The organism is Citrobacter freundii complex sp. CFNIH4 (genome assembly GCF_002934505.1).
Taxonomy (GTDB): Bacteria; Pseudomonadota; Gammaproteobacteria; order Enterobacterales; family Enterobacteriaceae; genus Citrobacter; species Citrobacter freundii.
The window spans coordinates 4,032,757-4,054,822 of record NZ_CP026231.1; the positions used below are offsets into that span (position 1 = coordinate 4,032,757).

Annotated in this window: 15 protein-coding genes and 1 pseudogene; 9 read left to right on the forward strand and 7 right to left on the reverse strand. The window is 54.1% G+C overall.

All coding sequences use genetic code 11. The annotated features are described in order from the left end of the window. The first annotated feature begins 114 nt into the window (after window positions 1-114). From feoA to C2U41_RS20770, 4 genes and pseudogenes are all read left to right on the forward strand, one after another. Window positions 115-342 (forward strand): ferrous iron transporter A, encoded by a 228-nt coding sequence (feoA, locus tag C2U41_RS20755; RefSeq protein WP_003023519.1) that lies wholly within the window; start codon window positions 115-117, stop codon window positions 340-342. A gap of 18 nt (window positions 343-360) precedes the next feature. Beyond that, window positions 361-2,679: a Fe(2+) transporter permease subunit FeoB gene (feoB, locus tag C2U41_RS20760; RefSeq protein WP_032937253.1), complete on the forward strand. Its 2,319-nt coding sequence runs from the start codon at window positions 361-363 to the stop codon at window positions 2,677-2,679. An 11-nt stretch (window positions 2,680-2,690) separates the two neighbouring features. Beyond that, entirely contained in the window at window positions 2,691-2,927 is a 237-nt protein-coding gene (gene feoC, locus C2U41_RS20765; protein ID WP_003023516.1) for a [Fe-S]-dependent transcriptional repressor FeoC, read from the forward strand. Window positions 2,928-3,088: 161 nt separating this feature from the next. Then, window positions 3,089-3,820: pseudogene (locus C2U41_RS20770) on the forward strand (Rpn family recombination-promoting nuclease/putative transposase); the annotation flags it as partial. A gap of 45 nt (window positions 3,821-3,865) precedes the next feature. On the opposite strand, the gene bioH reads toward C2U41_RS20770, so the two are convergent. Beyond that, a complete protein-coding gene (gene bioH, locus C2U41_RS20775) occupies window positions 3,866-4,636 on the reverse strand; it encodes a pimeloyl-ACP methyl ester esterase BioH (protein WP_016151103.1) in 771 nt (256 codons plus the stop codon). Between the two features lie 37 nt (window positions 4,637-4,673). Here bioH and gntX point away from each other — a divergent pair, with 37 nt between their 5' ends. The 3 genes from gntX (at window position 4,674) to gntT (ending at window position 7,676) form a co-directional block, all read left to right on the forward strand. Then, on the forward strand, window positions 4,674-5,357 hold the full coding sequence (gene gntX, locus C2U41_RS20780) for a DNA utilization protein GntX (RefSeq protein WP_003023511.1): 684 nt from the start codon (window positions 4,674-4,676) through the stop codon (window positions 5,355-5,357). A gap of 58 nt (window positions 5,358-5,415) precedes the next feature. Continuing rightward, window positions 5,416-5,991, forward strand: coding sequence for a Fe-S biogenesis protein NfuA (gene nfuA, locus C2U41_RS20785; protein ID WP_003023509.1), 576 nt, complete (start codon window positions 5,416-5,418; stop codon window positions 5,989-5,991). Window positions 5,992-6,359: 368 nt separating this feature from the next. Further along, window positions 6,360-7,676, forward strand: a complete 1,317-nt coding sequence (gene gntT / locus C2U41_RS20790) for a gluconate transporter (protein ID WP_003023507.1) — start codon at window positions 6,360-6,362, stop codon at window positions 7,674-7,676. A 96-nt stretch (window positions 7,677-7,772) separates the two neighbouring features. On the opposite strand, the gene malQ is transcribed toward gntT, so the two are convergent. Continuing rightward, window positions 7,773-9,860 (reverse strand): 4-alpha-glucanotransferase, encoded by a 2,088-nt coding sequence (gene malQ, locus C2U41_RS20795; protein ID WP_103848257.1) that lies wholly within the window; start codon window positions 9,858-9,860, stop codon window positions 7,773-7,775. Window positions 9,861-9,869: 9 nt separating this feature from the next. Further along, on the reverse strand, window positions 9,870-12,263 hold the full coding sequence (gene malP / locus C2U41_RS20800; protein ID WP_103848256.1) for a maltodextrin phosphorylase: 2,394 nt from the start codon (window positions 12,261-12,263) through the stop codon (window positions 9,870-9,872). A 617-nt stretch (window positions 12,264-12,880) separates the two neighbouring features. Between malP and malT the strand changes: the two genes are divergently transcribed. Then, window positions 12,881-15,586 carry an HTH-type transcriptional regulator MalT gene (gene malT / locus C2U41_RS20805; protein ID WP_003848003.1) on the forward strand — a complete coding sequence of 902 codons (2,706 nt, stop codon included), beginning with the start codon at window positions 12,881-12,883 and terminating at the stop codon, window positions 15,584-15,586. Window positions 15,587-15,627: 41 nt separating this feature from the next. Here the strand turns inward: malT and C2U41_RS20810 are convergent, their stop codons facing one another. The 3 genes from C2U41_RS20810 to glpE all read right to left on the reverse strand — a co-directional run bounded on the left by C2U41_RS20810 (window position 15,628) and on the right by glpE (window position 17,809). Beyond that, window positions 15,628-16,386 carry a DeoR/GlpR family transcriptional regulator gene (locus C2U41_RS20810; RefSeq protein ID WP_003023499.1) on the reverse strand — a complete coding sequence of 253 codons (759 nt, stop codon included), beginning with the start codon at window positions 16,384-16,386 and terminating at the stop codon, window positions 15,628-15,630. 95 nt (window positions 16,387-16,481) lie between these two features. Continuing rightward, a complete protein-coding gene (glpG, locus tag C2U41_RS20815; RefSeq protein WP_003023496.1) occupies window positions 16,482-17,312 on the reverse strand; it encodes a rhomboid family intramembrane serine protease GlpG in 831 nt (276 codons plus the stop codon). Window positions 17,313-17,482: 170 nt separating this feature from the next. After that, window positions 17,483-17,809 (reverse strand): thiosulfate sulfurtransferase GlpE, encoded by a 327-nt coding sequence (gene glpE, locus C2U41_RS20820; protein ID WP_103848255.1) that lies wholly within the window; start codon window positions 17,807-17,809, stop codon window positions 17,483-17,485. A 198-nt stretch (window positions 17,810-18,007) separates the two neighbouring features. On the opposite strand from glpE, the gene glpD reads away from it, so the two are divergent. After that, a complete protein-coding gene (gene glpD, locus C2U41_RS20825) occupies window positions 18,008-19,516 on the forward strand; it encodes a glycerol-3-phosphate dehydrogenase (protein ID WP_103848254.1) in 1,509 nt (502 codons plus the stop codon). 90 nt (window positions 19,517-19,606) lie between these two features. Here the strand turns inward: glpD and glgP are convergent, their stop codons facing one another. Further along, window positions 19,607-22,054, reverse strand: a complete 2,448-nt coding sequence (glgP, locus tag C2U41_RS20830; RefSeq protein ID WP_003023492.1) for a glycogen phosphorylase — start codon at window positions 22,052-22,054, stop codon at window positions 19,607-19,609. Window positions 22,055-22,066 lie beyond the last annotated feature (12 nt).

Genomic DNA, 22,066 nt, shown 5'->3' on the forward strand with positions numbered 1-22,066 from the left:
TCATTGTTTTGTTGATTATTTACTCTTTCCTTACGTTGGCTAATCATCTGGTCTCATGCCGCCCTGTCGCCCCATGAGGTAATCATCCAGTTAGCGAGATATAAGTAGGTCCCTATGCAATTCACTCCTGACAGTGCGTGGAAAATTACCGGCTTTGCCCGTGAAATCAGCCCGGCTTATCGTCAGAAACTGTTGTCACTTGGCATGCTGCCCGGCTCCTCCTTCAACGTGGTACGCGTCGCCCCGCTCGGCGATCCTATCCATATCGAAACGCGTCGCGTAAGTCTGGTATTGCGTAAAAAGGATTTGGCGTTATTAGAAGTGGAAGCGGTTTCCTGTTAATACAGTGAGTCTATAAAAATGAAAAAACTAACCATTGGTTTAATTGGTAATCCTAATTCCGGCAAGACAACTTTATTCAACCAGCTCACCGGCGCGCGCCAGCGTGTAGGCAACTGGGCTGGCGTTACCGTTGAGCGTAAAGAAGGTCATTTCGCCACAACGGACCATCAGGTCACGCTGGTGGATTTACCCGGCACCTATTCTCTGACGACAATCTCATCCCAGACCTCTCTCGATGAGCAGATTGCCTGCCACTATATTTTAAGCGGCGACGCGGATCTGTTGATCAACGTGGTCGATGCTTCAAACCTTGAACGCAACCTCTACCTGACGTTGCAACTGCTTGAGTTGGGCATCCCCTGCATCGTCGCGTTGAATATGCTGGATATCGCTGAAAAGCAGCAAATCCGTATTGATATCGACGCCCTCTCAGCACGTCTTGGCTGCCCGGTGGTTCCGCTGGTTTCCACCCGCGCCCGCGGCATTGAAGCGCTGAAGCTGGCGATCGATCGCTACAAAGAAAACGACACTGTCGAGCTGGTCCATTATGCCCAGCCGTTGCTGCAGGAAGCGGATTCCCTCGCCGACGCGATGGCCAAAGATATGCCGCTCAAACAGCGCCGCTGGCTGGGCCTGCAGATGCTGGAAGGCGATATCTACAGCCGCGCCTATGCGGGTGATGCCGCGCAAAATCTCGATGCTTCCATCGCACGCCTGAGCGAGACTATGGACGATCCGGCGCTGCACATCGCCGATGCGCGCTATCAGTGCATTGCCGCTATCTGCGATACCGTCAGCAATACTCTGACGGCAGAACCGAGCCGTTTCACCACCGCGGTAGATAAAATCGTTCTCAACCGCTTCCTCGGGCTGCCGATTTTCCTGTTCGTGATGTACCTGATGTTCCTGCTCGCCATTAACATCGGCGGCGCGCTGCAACCATTGTTTGACGTCGGCTCCGTAGCACTCTTTATCCATGGTATTCAGTGGATTGGCTACACGCTGCACTTCCCGGACTGGCTCACTATCTTCCTGGCCCAGGGCCTTGGCGGCGGGATTAACACCGTGCTGCCGCTGGTACCGCAAATCGGCATGATGTATCTGTTCCTCTCCTTCCTTGAAGACTCCGGCTACATGGCGCGCGCCGCGTTTGTGATGGACCGTCTGATGCAGGCGCTGGGACTGCCGGGCAAATCGTTCGTCCCGCTGATCGTCGGCTTTGGCTGTAACGTACCGTCCGTGATGGGCGCACGTACGCTGGACGCCCCGCGTGAGCGTCTGATGACCATCATGATGGCGCCGTTTATGTCCTGCGGCGCACGTCTGGCGATTTTCGCCGTCTTTGCCGCGGCGTTCTTTGGTCAGAACGGCGCACTGGCGGTCTTCTCGCTGTACGTACTGGGTATCGTGATGGCTGTGTTGACGGGCCTGATGCTCAAACACACCATCATGCGTGGTGAAGCAACGCCGTTCGTGATGGAGCTGCCGGTATATCACGTGCCGCACATCAAGAGTCTGATTATTCAGACCTGGCAACGCCTGAAAGGCTTCGTTCTGCGTGCAGGTAAAGTCATCATCATCGTCAGCATTTTCCTCAGCGCGTTTAACAGTTTCTCGCTGAGCGGGAAAATCGTCGATAACATCAACGACTCTGCTCTGGCCTCCGTTAGCCGTGTTATTACTCCTGTGTTTAAACCGATTGGCGTTCACGAAGATAACTGGCAGGCAACCGTAGGTTTGTTCACCGGCGCGATGGCGAAAGAAGTGGTGGTGGGTACGCTGAACACGCTCTATACCGCGGAAAACATTCAGGAAGAAGAGTTCAACCCGGCAGATTTCCACCTCGGTGACGAGCTGATCGGCGCAGTGGATGAAACCTGGCAAAGCCTGAAAGACACCTTTAGCCTGAGCGTACTGGCTAACCCTATCGAAGCCAGCAAGGGCGACGGCGAAATGGCGACGGGCGCAATGGGCGTGATGGGCGAGAAATTTGGCAGCGCCGCCGCCGCGTACAGCTACCTGATCTTTGTTCTGCTGTATGTGCCGTGCATTTCAGTGATGGGCGCTATCGCACGTGAATCCAGCCGTGGCTGGATGAGTTTCTCGATTCTGTGGGGCCTGAATATCGCCTACTCTCTGTCGACGCTGTTTTATCAGACGGTCAGCTACAAAGAGCACCCGACCTACAGCCTGGTGTGCATTTTAGCGGTCATCCTGTTTAACATCGTGTTGCTGGGCCTGCTGCGTCGAGCTCGCAGCCGCGTGGACCTCGCACTGCTGGCAACCAACAGAACGGCGAGTTCCTGCTGTTCCAGCACGACTGGCGATTGCCACTAAGGTTATCGACAATGGCATCACTTATTCAGGTTCGTGATTTATTGGCTTTGCGGGGGCGTATGGAGGCAACACAAATTAGCCACACGCTGCATACCCCGCAGCCCATGATTGACGCCATGCTGAATCAGTTAGAAAAGATGGGCAAAGCGGTGCGGATTCAGGAAGATGCCGACGGGTGTCTTTCCGGAAGCTGCAAAAGTTGCCCGGAAGGTAAAGCCTGCCTGCGCGAATGGTGGGCTTTACGCTAATCAGATGCTATTTGCCGGATGGCGCTACGCTTATCCGGCCTACAAATGATGCAAACGTCCAGGCCGGATAATTCGTTTATGCAGATATCCGGCTTTTTTGCGTAATGGATTCCACATAGATTTCATTATTTCAGCAAAAAAGATCTATCCTCCAGCCAGCTACCCGCGAAGGTGATGGTTACATTTACACCATTATTGAACATCAAAGCAGCGCCGATGCTCACATGGCATTTCGGCTAATGCGCTATGCCATTGCGGTAATGCAGCGTCATCTGGATGCGGGACATAAGAAACTGCCTCTGGTAATCCCCCTACTTTTTTATCATGGTGCAACAAGCCCCTACCCCTATTCACTTTGTTGGCTGGACGAGTTTGATGACCCGGAGTCCGCCAGACAGCTTTATAGCACCGCGTTTCCACTGATCGATATCACCGTTGTGCCCGATGACGAGATTATGCAGCATCGCCGGATGGCGCTGTTGGAACTCATCCAAAAACATATCCGTAAACGCGATTTGATGGGGCTGGTAGAAAAACTGGCCATCCTGCTTGTTAAAGGACACGCTAATGACAGCCAGTTGAAAGCCTTGTTTAATTACCTGATGCAAGCCGGAGACACCGTGCATTTTGGCGAGTTTATTCATGAAATCGCCGAACGTTTACCCCAACATAAGGACAAGTTGATGACTATCGCCGAAAGATTACGACAGGAAGGGCATCTTAATGGCCTTCAGGAAGGCCATCGGAAAGGATTACAAGAGGGGTTACAAACGGGCAAACGAGAGGAAGCTTTGCGCATCGCGACGACCATGCTAGCGGATGGTATCGACAGATTAACAATACTCAGAATTACCGGGCTTAGCGCTGAAGACCTGCCAGCACAACCCCATTAATTTCATGCCCGGCAAGCGCGACGCTACCGGGCAAATCAACAGGGGCTATAGCTGGTGTTTTAACGCCACCAGCGCTGAGCAGAACTCCGCCGGATGCGAGATAAACGGCGCATGCGCCGCCTTAGCAAACACCAACGACTCACTCTGCGGCCACAGGGCATCCAGCATCGGGACGACTTTGCGCGGCACCAGGCCATCAAGATAGCCGTATAGCCGCAGGAAAGGCATTTCCACCGTGCACAGCGGTTCTCGCAGATCGACCGTTTTCAGGATCTCCAGCCCGCCATTAAGCACTTCGACGTCCGGCATGGGTAAAGCCAGCACCGTTTTCTTCAACGCTCGCGCATCCTGACGCGCGGTTTCCGTACCCATCGTTTGCAATGCCAGAAAACGCTCCACTGTACGCTGGAAATCTTCGCTCAGCTGCTGCTGGAAGCCTGCCAGCACCTCTGGCTTGATACCCGGCCACTCATCCCGCGCGCTAAAGCAAGGGGAAGACGCGACGGTCACCAGCGCCTGAACACGCTCAGGATGCGTTAGGGCTACCTGACTCGCGACCAGCCCGCCCAGACTCCAGCCGAGCCAGATAGCTTTCTCCGGTGCCTGTTTCAATACCCGCTCAGCCATCTCTTCCAGCGACATTGCACCGAAACCCTGGCTACGACCAAATCCCGGTAAGTCGACAAGATGCAGCGTAAAATGCGAACTCAGTTCCTCGCTTATGCAATGCCACACTTGCGCATTCAGTCCCCATCCGTGCAGCAGCACAAGATGGCAATTTCCCGAACCCTGGGTCTGCCACCAGATGTCATTCATCAGTTATTGTTCTCTTTTAGCCTGAAAGGATGCATCTATGCTAACAGTACCGGGATTGTGCTGGCTATGCCGAATGCCCCTGACGTTAGGGCATTGGGGGATCTGCTCAGTCTGTACGCGGGCAACGCGCCAACATGCCAGCCTATGCCCCCAATGTGGACTCCCTGCCGCTCATACCGTCATTCCCTGTGGGCGCTGCCTGCAAAAACCGCCGCCATGGCAGCGGCTGGTCACCGTCAGCGACTATGTTCCGCCGTTGAGCGGGCTTATCCACCAGCTCAAGTTTTCGCGACGCAGCGAAACAGCCTCCGCTCTTTCGCGTTTGCTGTTGCTGGAGGTACTACAGGCCCGGCGCGTCAGCGCCCTTCCTCTGCCGGACAGGCTGGTCAGCGTCCCGCTCTGGCAACGTCGACACTGGCGCAGAGGGTTTAATCAGAGCGATTTACTGTGCCGTCCGCTTGCACGCTGGCTGGGTTGCGACTGGGACAGCCAGACCGTCTCGCGGGTTCGGGCAACCGCCACACAGCACCATCTCAGCGCCCGATTACGTAAACGTAACCTGAAAAATGCCTTTCGCCTTGAATTGCCGGTGCAGGGACTCCATATGGTTATTGTGGATGATGTCGTCACTACCGGAAGTACCGTCGCGGAAATCGCGCAGCTGCTTTTACGCAACGGCGCGGCGACTGTCCAGGTATGGTGCCTGTGTCGAACCTTGTAGAGCCTCGATGATGGGCGTATTATAACCAAGTAAAATAGTCAACTATTAGGCCATTACTATGATCCATATTTCCGATGCTGCACAAGCGCACTTTGCCAAACTGCTGGCAAATCAGGAAGAAGGGACACAAATCCGCGTATTTGTGATTAATCCCGGCACGCCTAACGCTGAATGCGGCGTTTCTTATTGTCCGCCGGACGCCGTGGAAGCAACCGACACCGCCATTAAATTTGACCTGCTGACCGCATATGTTGATGAACTGAGCGCACCGTATCTGGAAGATGCAGAAATCGATTTCGTTACCGACCAGTTAGGCTCCCAGCTGACCCTGAAAGCACCAAACGCCAAAATGCGTAAAGTTGCCGATGATGCGCCGCTGATGGAACGCGTGGAGTACATGCTGCAATCGCAGATCAACCCACAGTTGGCTGGTCACGGTGGTCGCGTATCTCTGATGGAAATCACCGATGAAGGCTACGCCATTCTGCAGTTTGGCGGCGGCTGTAACGGCTGTTCAATGGTCGATGTGACGCTGAAAGAAGGTATTGAGAAACAGCTGCTGGCTGAATTCCCTGAACTGAAAGGCGTTCGCGATTTAACCGAACACCAGCGCGGCGAGCACTCTTACTACTAACGACCAGACTTGTAGGCCCGGTAAGACGCATCCGCGTCGCCACCGGGCATCGATGCTGGATGGCAGCGTAAACGCTTTATCCGGCCTACGCCCTTACATTTCTCTGCACGTACCCTGTAATAATCCCCTGCATAATTTGACCAGCCTCTCATAATTTAAATTTTGCCTGCCCAGGTGATTTTCAAGCGCCACATGTTACCCGTATCATTCGTATCAGCACCTAACACACACATAATAGCCAGCTAAACTGATTAGTTTTGCAGGCAACCAGCATTGGTGCTGAGAATACTCTGTTCCCGGTCGGGACAATCGGAATTTGTCATCTAAACACTGACGTTACCCATAACAAAGTTAAGGCCAGGTAAATCATGCCATTAGTCATCGTTGCTATCGGTGTAATCTTGTTACTCCTCCTGATGATCCGTTTCAAAATGAACGGTTTCATCGCTCTCGTCCTGGTGGCGCTTGCTGTCGGATTGATGCAAGGGATGCCACTGGATAAAGTCATCGGTTCAATTAAAGCCGGCGTCGGCGGAACCCTTGGCAGCCTCGCCCTGATTATGGGTTTTGGCGCCATGCTGGGCAAAATGCTGGCGGACTGCGGCGGCGCACAGCGCATCGCAACCACCCTGATTGCTAAATTCGGCAAAAAACATATTCAATGGGCGGTGGTATTAACCGGCTTCACCGTTGGTTTTGCCCTGTTCTACGAAGTTGGTTTCGTACTGATGCTGCCGCTGGTGTTCACCATTGCCGCTGCTGCCAATATCCCGCTGCTGTACGTTGGCGTGCCAATGGCTGCGGCACTGTCCGTAACGCACGGCTTCCTGCCACCGCACCCGGGTCCAACCGCTATTGCCACCATTTTCCACGCAGATATGGGTAAAACCCTGCTGTTTGGTACGATTCTGGCAATCCCGACCGTTATTCTCGCCGGTCCGGTATACGCACGTTTCCTGAAAGGCATTGATAAGCCAATCCCGGAAGGTCTGTACAGCGCAAAAACCTTCACTGAAGAAGAGATGCCAGGCTTTGGCGTCAGCGTCTGGACCTCTCTGGTCCCGGTTATTCTGATGGCAATGCGCGCCGTGGCGGAGATGATTCTGCCGAAAGGTCATGCTTTCCTGACAGTTGCAGAATTCCTCGGTGACCCGGTCATGGCAACGCTGATTGCAGTGCTGATTGCGATGTTCACGTTTGGTCTGAACCGCGGACGTTCGATGGATCAGATTAACGACACGCTGGTGTCTTCAATCAAAATCATCGCGATGATGCTGTTGATCATCGGTGGTGGCGGAGCCTTCAAACAGGTTCTGGTTGATAGCGGCGTGGACAAATACATCGCCTCAATGATGCACGGCTCTAACGTGTCTCCGCTGCTGATGGCATGGTCTATCGCTGCAGTACTGCGTATCGCATTGGGTTCCGCAACCGTTGCAGCGATCACCGCTGGTGGGATAGTGGCGCCGCTGATTGCAACAACCGGCGTAAGCCCTGAGCTGATGGTTATTGCGGTTGGTTCCGGTTCCGTCATCTTCTCCCACGTGAACGATCCAGGCTTCTGGCTGTTCAAGGAGTACTTCAACCTGACCATCGGTGAAACCATCAAGTCATGGTCAATGCTGGAAACCATTATCTCTGTCTGCGGTCTGGTAGGGTGTCTGCTGCTGGGTATGGTGGTCTGATAAAACGGTGCCGGGTGGCGCTTCGCTTACCCGGCCTACCGCTGTCATCGTAGGCCGGATAAGACGCACTCTGCGTCGCCATCCGGCAAAATAACACTACTTCTTCTTCGCCGCCGCTTTTCGCCGCTTATCCAAATCCTTAATCAGCTTATTCACTCTCTCATCGGCGAACATCTGCTCCAGCGTGGCGGTGAGCTTACGCCGCCAGTTTTTGTACTGGTCGCTGGTCCCCGGAATGTTGACCGGTTCAGCCATATCCAGCCAGTCTTCCGGTTGTAGGCCCAGCAGCGCACTGTTGCTGTCAGCGATGTAGCGTTGCATGCCGCGATTAAGAATCGGCGTCATCGACATCAGGGATGCCTTGTGACCGGCACGTTTTGGCAGGCAGCCGTATTTGTGCAGCGCGTCCAGCAGCCCCTGTTTCGCCAGTTCTCGGTCCTGATACAACCCGCGCAGCACGACTTCATCCGGATACAGGCCCAGTGCTTTACCCAGCGTCAAATCGCCGCTATCCCAATAACCTTTAAGCGTAGGAAGGTCATGCGTCGCCGCGACTGCCATTGATTGTTCCGGGTACGCTTTCGGCGTACGGAAGTTTTTCTCATGGTCATTCTCGAAATAAAGCACTTTGTAGGAGTACACGCCGCTGTCGCGCAGCTTGCTGACGATCTCCACCGGCACAGTACCCAGATCCTCACCAATTACCATGCAGTGATGACGTTTACTCTCCAGCGCCAGAATTGAAAGCAGGTCATCGACCGGATAGTGCACGTAAGCGCCGTGATCGGCAGTTTCACCGTAGGGGATCCACCACAGACGCAGCATCGACATAACATGGTCGATACGCAGCGCACCGCAGTTCTGCATATTGGCGCGCAGCAGTTCGATAAACGGTTCGTAGGCGCGTGCCGTAATGATGTGCGGATCCATCGGCGGCAGCCCCCAGTTTTGTCCGAGCGGACCGAGAATATCCGGCGGCGCACCAACCGAGGCTTTCAGGCAATACAGCTCGCGGTCGCACCAGGTTTCCGCCCCACCTTCGGCCACGCCAACCGCCAGATCGCGATACAGTCCAATCGGCATCGCAAAACTCTGGCTGGTTTTCCAGCAGTCAGCAAACTGGGTATACGCCAGCCACTGTAACCACAGGTAGAAATCCACATCGTCACGATGTTCTTCGCAGAAGCGTTTTACCTCTGGCGAGTCCACTGACTGGAAAGCTTCCGGCCACACCGGCCATCCCCAGCGCAATGCGTCCTCTTTCACCTGATGCGCATGCAGCGCATCAAAGGCTGCCTGCCAGTAGAGGCTGTCCCCTTCCTGAGACACAAACTGGCGAAATGCCGCCATCTGCTCATCATCACGTGCGGAGAAGCTTTTCCACGCCATACGTAGCGCCGTCATCTTCAGTGCAGTAACGGCAGAATAATCAACCCACTCGGCATCGCGCGCACGTTGCAGAGTTTGCTGAGTCGCGGGTTTCTGCCACCACGCCTGCGCCTCTTTACTCAGGCGGAAATCGTCTACGGCGTTCACATCAATATAAATCACGTTCAACCAGCGGCGTGAAGACGGGCTGTACGGGCTGGCGCTCTCCGGGTTAGCCGGATACAGCGCGTGAATAGGATTAAGCCCGATAAACGCGCCGCCGCGTTGCGCCACATCGACCAGCATGGCGCGGAGATCGCCAAAGTCGCCAATCCCCCAATTCTTTTCTGATCGCAGGGTGTAGAGCTGAACGCATGCGCCCCACAGCTTCTGCCCGGCTAACAGCGCCTGCGGTTCATAGCAGCGCTTTGGCGCCACGATGATACGACAATGGGTACGCAGCTCGCCCTGGGTCAGGGTCAACGTGTGATACCCCTCCGGCAGCTTCGCCGGAAGAGTGAAAGATTTACCGCCGACGGCATGCCCTTTGTGCTGCACGCCCTCTTCGGTGGTCAGCAGCCAGTTAAACTCTCCGCTTCCCTCAACCGCCAGCGGCATTTTCTTGCCAGCGGTGTAGACCATGACATTCGGCACCGGAGTTACCGCCACCTGAGTGGCAGCGGTGGTGCGATGCATGGCGTCAAGCAAACGCCGTTTGGTTTCGGCACCAATAGACTGCGGTTTACCGTGGGCATTAATGTAATTGGGGCTGATCCCCGCCGCCAGCGCGGCATTATCCAGACGTTTGCTTTCCATCGCGATTCCTTAACGTTTCGCCTGCCAGATACGAGCCTGATAATCGCGGATGGAGCGATCCGAGCTGAACATGCCGCAACGTGCGGTATTCAGAATCGCCGCCCGGGTCCAGGCTTCCTGGTCACGATACAACACGTCAACCTGCTTCTGAGCTTCAACGTAGGCCGCGAAGTCCGCCATCACCAGATACGGGTCGCCGCCCTGCTTGTCGATACTGTGCAGCATCTGGTCAAAGGCATGCTTGTCGCCGTCGCTGTATTTCCCGCTTTCCAGCTCTTTCAGGACAGCATCCAGCACTTTGTCTTTTTTACGCCATTTCACTGGGTCGTAGCCTTTGGCTTTGAGCACCTTCACCTCTTCCACGGTATGACCAAAGATAAAGATATTCTCGTCACCCACCTTCTCGGCGATTTCGACGTTTGCGCCATCCAGCGTACCAACGGTTAACGCACCGTTCAGCGCCAGCTTCATGTTACCGGTGCCGGAAGCCTCTTTCCCTGCGGTTGAAATTTGCTCAGAGATATCCGCCGCCGGGATCAGCATTTCCGCCGCCGAGACACAATAATCCGGCAGGAAGACGACCTTCAGCTTGTCACCCACTTGCGGGTCGTTATTGATGGTTTGTGCAACCTGGTTGATGGCGAAGATGATATTTTTCGCCAGGTAGTAACCCGGAGCCGCTTTTGCGCCAAACAGGAATACGCGCGGCACGCGATCTGCCTGCGGGTTGTCACGGATTTCTTTGTACAACGCCAGAATATGCAGCAGGTTGAGGTGCTGACGCTTGTACTCATGCAGACGTTTAATCTGAATATCAAAGATAGCGTTAGTCGTTATTTCAATACCGGTACGCGCTTTAATAAACTTCACCAGACGCTCTTTGTTCGCCAGCTTGATGTCGCGATACTGCTGACGGAACTTCGCGTCGTCGGCGTATTTTTCCAGGTTAATCAACTGGTCGAGGTCGTTGGCCCACTCTTTTTTCAGCGTTTTATCCAGCAGTGCGGCAAGCGCCGGGTTGCACTGCTTAATCCAGCGACGTGGGGTAATCCCATTGGTGACGTTATGGAATTTGTTCGGCCAGAGCTGGTGATATTCAGGGAACAGATCTTTCACCACCAGATCGGAGTGCAGCGCCGCCACACCGTTAACCGCAAAGCCGCTGACCACGCACATGTTAGCCATGCGCACCTGTTTGTTGTGCACCACCGCCAGCTTCGCCCAGACTTCAGCATCACCCGGCCAGGTTTTATCGACCAACGCCTTAAAGCGCTCGTTAATCTCTTTGATGATTTGCATATGGCGCGGCAGTAGCGCTTTCACCAGCTTCTCGTCCCAGCACTCCAGCGCCTCTGGCATAAGGGTGTGGTTGGTGTAAGCAAAGGTTTTGCTGGTAATGGCCCACGCATCGTCCCAGCTCACCTGGTGCTCATCAATCAGCACGCGCAGCAGCTCAGGAATGGCAATGGTCGGGTGAGTATCGTTGAGCTGAATAACTTCAAAATCAGCCAGCTCATGCAGTTTACGCCCTGCCAGATGATGGCGGCGCAGAATGTCAGCTACAGAACAGGCACACTGGAAGTACTGCTGCATCAGGCGCAGCTTTTTACCCGCGGTGTGGTTATCGTTCGGGTACAGCACTTTCGTCAGTTTTTCGGCGTCGATGCCCTGCTGCTCTGCGCGCAGGAAATCACCGTCGTTAAATTTGGTCAGGTTAAACGGATGCGCGTGGCTGGCCTGCCACAGACGCAGCGGTTGCGCTACGCCGTTACGGTAGCCGAGAACTGGCAGATCCCAGGCCTGACCGGTGATGGTAAAACCTGGCTCCCAGTGGCCTTCTTTGCTGACCTTGCCGCCAATCCCAACCTGCACATCCAGCGCCTCGTTGTGACGGAACCACGGGTAGCTGCCACGATGCCAGTCATCCGGGGCTTCCATCTGTTGCCCATCGGCAAAGGACTGACGGAACAGGCCGTACTGGTAGTTGAGGCCATAGCCCGTCGCCGACTGGCCGACAGTCGCCATCGAATCGAGGAAGCAGGCTGCCAGGCGTCCCAATCCACCGTTACCCAACGCCGGATCGGTCTCTTCTTCCAGCAGGTCGGTCAGGTTGACGTCATGTGCTTTCAGCTCATCGCTCACCTCCTGATACCAGCCGAGGTTGAGTAAGTTATTGCCGGTCAGACGGCCAATCAAAAACTCCATCGAGATGTAGTTAACGTGACGCTGATTTTTTGCCGGTTTCGCCGCAGGCTGGGCGCTGAGTAACTCAGCCAACGCCCCACTCACCGCCTGCCACCACTGGCGCGACGTCATTTCTTGAGCCGACAGTAAACCGAAGCGCTGCCACTGACGCGTCAGGGCAGCCTGAAATTGATCTTTGTTGAAAGTAGGCTGTGACATAGGGGTTCCAGATCCTTAGGTAATAAAACAACGTTATCGCTAGTTTGCCTGGCTCGTTGTTGACATTCCTCATCCTGGCACGGATTAGGGAGGGAGGAGGAGCGGGGATGAGCATAAAAGTGTGATCTCCGCCACTTAAAGGGGGCGTAATCACCCGTAAATTCGCGCAAACCGTGCATAACGCCCTTTGGATGACGCATTAATAACAAAGGATTAATCCACAATCTCAAATAATGGAGTGACGATGAGAAACAAAATGTAAATAGAGAAATAGTTTCTAACCTGAAATATCTATGCCGGGTAAGATAATTCACATAAAAATTTTAAGTCGGCCACAAAATTCGTCGATTTTGATTAGTCGCCTGAGTAACTATATAAAAACAGAGGGATTTTTCGACACATTAAAAATTACAACGGATCCAGTCGCCACGCCTGTTGCGACTCTTTAAAACAATTATTGCAATAGATGTATAGATTTGTGACATAGTGCAAAATCAGACACACAAAAAGTCCGCTTAGCTTGCATAAAACACCAATCTGGCCGACCTTATATCTATTAATTACGAAGCGCAAAAAAATCATTCTTCCCTATTTTCACACAGTGAAGTGACTAACTTATGTTGATTCCGTCTAAATTAAGTCGTCCGGTTCGACTCGACCATACGGTGGTTCGTGAGCGCCTGTTGGCTAAACTTTCCGGCGTGAACAATTTCAGGCTTGCCCTGATAACAAGTCCTGCTGGTTATGGAAAAACAACGCTGGTTTCGCAATGGGCGGCGGGGAAGAACGACTTAGGCTGGTACTCTCTGGATGAAGGCGATAATCAACAAGAGCGCTTTGCCAGCTATCTGATCGCCGCCATCCAACAGGCAACGGGTGGACATTGCACCACCAGCGAAGCGATGGTGCAAAAGCGCCAGTACGCCAGTCTGACGTCACTGTTTGCCCAGCTATTTATCGAACTGGCCGAGTGGCACCGTCCGCTCTACCTGGTGGTGGATGATTATCATCTGATCTCCAATCCGGCTATTCACGAAGCGATGCGTTTCTTCCTGCGTCACCAGCCTGAAAACCTCACGCTGGTCGTACTGTCGCGCAACCTGCCGCAGTTGGGTATTGCCAACCTGCGGGTACGCGATCAACTGCTGGAAATAGGCAGCCAACAGCTGGCCTTTAACCATCAGGAAGCCAAACAATTTTTCGACCGACGTTTGTCCTCTCCCATTGAAGCGGCAGAAAGCAGCCGGATGTGCGATGACGTTGCTGGCTGGGCCACAGCGTTACAGCTGATCGCCCTTTCCGCCCGCCAGAACAATAACTCTGCTCACCAGTCGGCACGACGCCTCGCCGGGATCAACGCCAGCCATTTGTCCGATTATCTGGTTGATGAAGTGCTGGACAGCGTCGACCTCGGCACCCGTCACTTCCTGCTGAAAAGCGCCATTCTGCGTTCCATGAACGATGCGCTGATCGTCCGCGTTACCGGGGAAGAAAATGGCCAGATGCGACTGGAAGAAATTGAGCGCCAGGGGTTATTCCTGCAGCGGATGGATGACGTTGGCGAGTGGTTCAGCTATCACCCGCTGTTTGGCAGCTTTTTACGCCAGCGCTGCCAATGGGAGTTGGCGAACGAACTGCCCGAAATACACCGCGCCGCCGCCGAAAGCTGGATGGCGCAAGGCTTCCCCAGCGAAGCTATCCACCACGCGCTGGCGGCCGGTGACGCCCATATGCTGCGCGATATCCTGCTTAATCATGCGTGGGGACTGTTTAACCACAGCGAGCTGACGTTACTGGAAGAGTCGCTGAAAGCCCTGCCGTGGGAAAGCCTGCTGGAAAATCCGCGTCTGGTTCTGCTACAGGCCTGGCTGATGCAGAGCCAGCACCGCTACGGAGAGGTTAACACCCTGCTGGCGCGCGCAGAGCAGGAAATAAAAGGCGACATGGAGCCAACGCTGCACGCCGAATTCAACGCTTTACGGGCGCAGGTAGCGATTAACGATGGCAACCCTGACGAAGCCGAACGCCTGGCAAAACTGGCGCTGGATGAATTACCCATCGCCTGGTTCTATAGTCGTATCGTCGCCACCTCGGTGCACGGCGAAGTCCTGCACTGTAAGGGCGATCTCACACGCTCTCTGGCGTTAATGCAGCAAACCGAGCAAATGGCACGTCATCATGACGTCTGGCATTACGCACTGTGGAGCCTTATCCAGCAAAGCGAAATTTTGTTTGCCCAAGGCTTTTTACAGGCCGCCTGGGAGACTCAGGAAAAAGCGTTCCAGTTGATCAAAGAGCAGCACCTGGAACAGCTGCCAATGCACGAGTTCCTGGTGCGCATTCGTGCGCAGCTACTGTGGGCATGGGCGCGTCTGGATGAATCAGAAGCCTCTGCCCGTAGCGGTATTGAACTGCTTTCCACTTTCCAGCCGCAGCAGCAGCTACAGTGTCTGGCGCTGCTGGTTCAGTGTTCACTTGCGCGGGGCGATCTTGATAACGCTCGCAGCCTGCTCAACCGTCTGGAAAACCTGCTGGGCAACGGTCACTATCACAGCGACTGGATCTCCAACGCCGATAAGGTGCGGGTGATTTACTGGCAAATGGTGAGCGACAAAAACTCTGCCGCCAACTGGCTGCGCCACACGCCGAAACCAGAATTCGCCAATAACCACTTCCTGCAAAGCCAGTGGCGCAACATCGCTCGCGCGCAAATCCTGTTGGGTGAGTTTGAACCGGCTGAAATTGTGCTGGAAGAGTTGAATGAAAATGCACGCAATCTGCGCCTGATGAGCGATCTGAACCGTAACCTGCTGCTGCTTAATCAGCTCTACTGGCAGGCAGGGCGCAAAAATGACGCCCAGCGTGTGTTACTCGAAGCCCTACAGCTGGCGAACCGCACCGGGTTTATCAGCCACTTTGTTATCGAAGGCGAGGCCATGGCGCAACAACTGCGTCAGCTGATTCAGCTCAATACCTTACCGGAACTCGATCAGCACCGCGCCCAGCGCATTTTGCGTGAAATTAACCAGCATCATCGCCATAAATTCGCCCACTTTGATGAAGGGTTCGTTGAGCGTCTGCTGACTCACCCGGAAGTACCGGAGCTTATCCGCACCAGCCCGCTGACCCAGCGCGAATGGCAGGTTCTGGGACTAATTTATTCGGGCTACAGCAACGAGCAGATCGCCGCAGAGCTGGCCGTCGCGGCAACGACCATCAAGACGCACATCCGCAATTTGTACCAAAAGCTCGGCGTCGCACACCGCCAGGATGCGGTGCAACATGCGCAGAAGCTGCTGAAAATGATGGGATACGGCGTTTAGTTAATGCCTGATACGCGACGCTTATCAGGCCTGGAATTACCTTAGCACAGCTCTAACTGAATATGATGGTCAGCAATCACCTGCATCACACCAGCAGGCGGCAGCGTGTCGGTATACACCGCATCCACCATGCTGATGCTGCCCATATTCACCATCGCGTTACGCCCAAACTTCGAGTGGTCCACCACTAGCATCACATGACGTGAATTCTCAATGATCGCGCGTTTGGTGCGAACTTCGTGATAATCAAATTCCAGCAGCGAACCATCGCTGTCGATACCGCTGATGCCTAAGATGCCGAAGTCCAGACGGAACTGAGAAATAAAGTCGAGGGTCGCTTCGCCCATAATACCGCCGTCGCGGCTACGCAGTTCGCCACCGGCGAGGATTATGCGGAAATCCTCTTTCGCCATCAGCGTATTCGCCACATTGAGGTTGTTGGTCACAATGCGTAAATTGCTGTGATTGAGCAGCGCGTGAGCCACCGCTTCCGGCGTGGTTCCGATATCAATAAACAGCGTAGAACCGTTCGGGATCTGCGTGGCAACTTTGCGAGCAATGCGCTCTTTTTCCGCCGTCTGCGTTGCTTTACGGTCATGCCACGGGGTGTTAACGGAGCTGGATGGCAACGCCGCGCCGCCGTGATGGCGCAAAATCATGTTCTGATCGGCCAGATCGTTAAGATCGCGGCGAATCGTCTGCGGGCTGACGGAGAAATGCTCCACCAGCTCTTCAGTACTGACGTATCCCTGTTTTTTTACCAGCTCGATGATCGCGTCATGTCGTTGTGTTTGCTTCATTATTGTTCCCTGAAATTTTGCCGGATGCGCTGACGCTTATCCGGCCTACAAATTGGTCCAAACGCACACCGCCTTCCGGCACCACAAAACTTGAATCAAGTTCGTTTTCGTACATTTATAGTATCGGCAAACGCCATTGCCAAACCCACGGCCAACCCGGCGATATGAGCACCATTCGCCATCGACATGCCGAATAGATCAAACCAGCCGGCAACAATCCAGATCAAGGCAAAGATAATCAAACCACGCTGCAGGAAAATACCGCTCTGCGGATCGCGCTCGCCGCGCAACCACACGTAGCCCATCAGCGCATACACCACGCCAGACAATCCACCAAACCACGGGCCGCTAAATTTCTGCTGAACATAGCCGCTCAACAGGGCGCTGATCACGGTAATAACAATCAGTTTTCCACTGCCCAGACGCTTTTCAACCGCACCGCCGAGATACCACCACCACAGCAGGTTGAACAGAATATGCATCAGCGAGAAGTGCATAAAAGCGTGGGTGAAATAACGCCAGAATTCAAATTTCAGTGAAGGGTCAAACGGCCATGCCAGCCAGAGCATCACAGCCTGGTCGCCCAGCACGTTCATCGCGATAAACACCAACACACACGCGGCCATCACCAACCAGGTTACCGGACCTGCGCGTTCGCGCAATGTGGCCAGGAACGGATAACGTTGGTAGCGCAGACCGCTGTCGGTCTGACCCGACTGCCAGCTTGCTGCGAGGTAGCGCGGATCGCCCGGATTCTCCAGAAACCGCACCAGTTCAGCGTGCACGCGCTGAGCCTGGGACTCATCCGCCAGCCAGACATCCGTTTGCTGATGTTGTTGAATCGTCAGGATAACGCCCTGTGTCGCCATATAATCAACAAATGCCTGCGCCACGCGGGGGTTAGCAAAAGAGGTAATCATCAACATGGTTGCTGTCGCTTCATCCACACAAAAGAGGACAGTATATATACCCTTCTTACTTCGAGCTGCATCTTTGTTGGCTTTCCTCGCTCACTCCGGTCACGTACTGTTCGTACGCTCCCGGAGATTCGCTGCGTCGCCGTCGCGATGCAACTCGAATTAATTTGGGTATAGCCTTACAAACCGTATGCCACTTCTGCCGGAAAATGTCGATGCCAGGCATCGAAGCCGCCGTCAACGCTGTAAACCGCGTCATAGCCCTGCTGCAGAAGATATTGCGCCGCGCCTTTACTGCTGTTGCCGTGATAACACATCACCAACACGGCGGTGTCGAAATCATGCTCGCGCATAAATGATCCCAGCGTGTCGTTCGTCAAATGAAATGCCTGTGGGGCATGGCCCATTGCATAGCTTTGCGGGTCGCGAATATCCACTAACACCGCCGCCCCCTGATGCAGCTTCTGATGCGCTTCTTCGACATTAATACATTCAAACTGATCCATTGCTCTCTCTTCTTTTTATGGCAGGTGACGCTTTTCGGACATGTTACTGCTTAGTGTACGTCCCGACGGCAGTTAAACGCCATAATGTTATATGTATCACTGTAAATTGTTTATCCGATGTTACCAATGGCGCGAATCTTTGCTATTATGCTCGATAACGAACATTAATGAGCTATAACGAAAGTGCGAGAGGCCAGCATGGAAACCAAAGATCTGATTGTGATAGGTGGAGGCATCAACGGTGCCGGTATCGCGGCAGATGCCGCTGGACGCGGTTTATCCGTGCTGATGCTGGAAGCGCAGGATTTAGCCTGCGCCACCTCTTCCGCTAGCTCCAAACTCATCCACGGTGGCCTGCGCTACCTGGAACACTACGAATTTCGTCTGGTGAGCGAAGCGCTGGCCGAACGTGAAGTGCTGTTGAAAATGGCACCACACATCGCCTTCCCTATGCGCTTTCGTCTGCCCCACCGCCCGCACCTGCGTCCGGCGTGGATGATCCGGATTGGTTTGTTTATGTACGATCATCTGGGCAAACGCACCAGTTTGCCAAGTTCTACCGGTTTGCGTTTTGGCGCAGATTCTGTAATGAAACCTGAGATTGTGCGCGGTTTCGAATATTCTGACTGCTGGGTAGACGATGCACGACTGGTTTTGGCAAACGCCCAAATGGTCGTACGCAAAGGCGGAGAAGTATTAACCCGCACTCGCGCCACCTCTGCTCGCCGTGAAAACGGTTTGTGGATTGTTGAAGCTGAAGATATCGATACCGGCAAAAAACACACCTGGCAGGCGCGTGGCCTAGTCAACGCCACCGGTCCGTGGGTGAAAGAGTTCTTCGACGACGGTATGCACCTGCCATCGCCGTACGGTATTCGTCTGATTAAAGGCAGCCACATCGTGGTGCCGCGCGTCCATACCCAGAAGCAAGCTTATATTCTGCAAAACGAAGATAAACGCATTGTGTTTGTTATCCCATGGATGGACGAATTCTCGATCATCGGGACGACAGACGTTGAATACAAAGGCGATCCGAAAGCGGTGAAAATTGATGAAAGCGAGATCAATTACCTGCTGAAGGTTTACAACGCGCACTTTAAGAAGCAGCTGGGCCGTGATGATATCGTCTGGACTTACTCGGGCGTGCGTCCGCTATGCGATGACGAGTCTGACTCACCGCAGGCAATCACCCGTGATTACACGCTGGATATCCACGACGAAAACGGCAAAGCGCCGCTGCTGTCGGTCTTTGGCGGTAAGCTGACGACCTATCGTAAGCTGGCTGAGCACGCGATGGAAAAACTGGCATCGTACTATCAGGGCATCGGCCCGGCGTGGACCAAAGAGTGCATTCTGCCAGGCGGTGACATTGGCGGCGATCGCGAAGACTACGCGGCCAAACTGCGCCGTCGCTACCCGTTCCTGACCGAGTCGCTGGCGCGCCATTATTCTCGCACCTACGGCAGCAACACCGAATGGGTCATCGGCGAAGCCACCTCGCTTGCCGAGTTAGGTGAAGACTTTGGCCATGAGTTTTATGAGGCCGAGCTGAAATACCTGGTCGATCACGAATGGGTTCGTCGTGCGGAAGATGCGTTGTGGCGTCGCACGAAAGAAGGTATGTGGCTGAACGCTGAGCAGCAGTCGCGCATGACCAAGTGGCTGGCTGAATACATTGAGAAGCACCAGCTGTCGCTGGCGTCCTGATAAAAATGCCGGATGGCGGCGACGCCTTATCCGGCCTACAAAGGTGCATAAACGTAGGCCGGGCAAGCGCAGCGCCCCCGGCCTCGTGTTTTACAACCGCACCGAATCAATATGCCAGATGTTTTCGGCGTACTCTTTGATCGTCCTGTCCGACGAGAAGTAGCCCATGTTGGCGATATTAATCATCGACTTAGTAGTCCACTCTTCCGGATGACGATACAGTTCATCAACCTTATCCTGACAATCAACGTAACTACGATAATCCGCCAGCACCTGATAGTGGTCGCCAAAGTTGATCAATGAGTCCACCAGGTCGCGATAGCGTCCCGGCTCCTCTGGGCTGAATACGCCACTGCCGATCTGCGTCAGCACCTGGTGCAGTTCCTCGTCTTTCTCGTAATATTCACGCGGCTTATAGCCCTGACTACGCAAAGCCTCAACCTCTTCCGCCGTATTACCAAAGATAAAGATATTTTCTGCGCCCACATGTTCCAGCATCTCGACGTTGGCACCATCCAGCGTACCAATGGTCAACGCGCCATTCAGCGCAAATTTCATATTACTGGTCCCGGAGGCTTCGGTCCCGGCCAGTGAGATCTGCTCAGACAGGTCGGCAGCAGGAATTATCACCTGCGCCAGGCTGACGCTGTAATTGGGGATAAACACCACTTTCAGTTTGTCGCCAATTTGCGGATCGTTATTGATCACTTTCGCGACATCGTTGATCAGATGAATGATGTGCTTCGCCATGTAATAGGCCGAAGCCGCTTTACCGGCGAAGATATTCACACGCGGCACCCACTCGGCGTCAGGATCGGCCTTAATGCGGTTGTAGCGGGTGATCACATGCAGCACGTTCATCAGCTGACGTTTGTATTCGTGAATACGCTTGATCTGTACGTCAAACAGCGATTTCGGATTCACTACCACGTTAAGCTGCTGGGCAATGAGCGTGGCCAGACGTTTTTTGTTCTCCAGCTTCGCTCGGCGTACCGCCTGGTTCACCAACGGGAAATCGCAGTGCTGTTCAAGCTCGCTCAACTGGCTGAGATCGGTACGCCAGGTGCGGCCAATATTCTCATCCAGCACCTCAGAGAGCGGCGGGTTAGCCAGCGCCAGCCAGCGACGCGGCGTCACACCATTGGTCACGTTGCAGAAGCGAGTCGGGAAAATCTTCGCAAAGTCAGCAAACAGCGACTGCACCATCAGGTTGGAGTGCAGTTCAGACACACCGTTAACCTTGTGGCTCACCACGACCGCCAGCCATGCCATACGCACCCGGCGGCCGTTAGATTCATCGATAATCGACGTCCGCCCCAGCAGACCGGTATCGTTCGGATACTGCTCCTGCAGCGTTTTCAGGAAGTAGTCGTTAATCTCAAAAATGATTTGCAGATGGCGCGGCAGAATTTTGCCCAGCATATCCACCGGCCAGGTCTCCAGCGCTTCGCTCATCAAAGTGTGGTTGGTATACGAGAAAACCTGACAGCACACTTCAAACGCATCATCCCAACTGAACTTGTGCTCATCAATCAACAGACGCATCAGCTCAGGGATCGACAGCACCGGGTGGGTGTCGTTGAGGTGAATGGCGATTTTATCCGCCAGATTATCGTAGGTTTTGTGCAGTTGATAATGCCGATTCAGAATGTCCTGCACCGTGGAGGAGACCAGGAAATACTCCTGGCGCAAGCGCAGCTCGCGTCCTGAATAGGTGGAGTCATCCGGGTAAAGCACGCGGGAGACGTTCTCGGAGTGGTTTTTATCTTCCACCGCCGCAAAGTAGTCGCCCTGGTTAAATTTACCGAGGTTGATCTCGCTACTGGCCTGGGCATTCCACAGGCGCAGCGTGTTGGTGGCATCGGTGTCGTAACCGGGGATAATCTGGTCGTAGGCAACCGCGAGGATCTCTTCGGTTTCTATCCAGCGCGTTTTCTTGCCTTCCTGCTGTATACGCCCGCCAAAGCGCACTTTGTAGCGCGTATTGTGGCGTTTGAACTCCCATGGGTTACCGTATTCCAGCCAGTAGTCCGGCGACTCTTTCTGTCGGCCATCAACAATGTTTTGCTTGAACATGCCGTAGTCATAACGAATACCATAGCCGCGTCCCGGCAGTCCCAGCGTTGCCAGCGAGTCCAGGAAGCAGGCCGCCAGGCGCCCGAGGCCACCGTTGCCAAGACCCGGGTCGTTTTCTTCATCGATCAGATCTTCCAGATCCAACCCCATACCTTCCAGCGCATTTTTGACATCGTCATAAATACCCAACGATAACAGTGCATTGGAAAGCGTGCGGCCAATCAGAAACTCCATTGACAGGTAATAGACCTGACGAGTTTCCTGGGATAATTGCGCACGGTTAGAACGCAGCCAGCGCTCCACGAGACGATCGCGCACCGCGAACAACGTGGCGTTCAGCCACTCATGTTTATTGGCAATGACCGGGTCCTTACCAATCGTGAACATCAGCTTGTAGGCGATAGAATGCTTAAGTGCCTCTACGCTGAGTGTGGGCGATGCATAAGTAAATGGAGCATTCATATAGGTGATTCC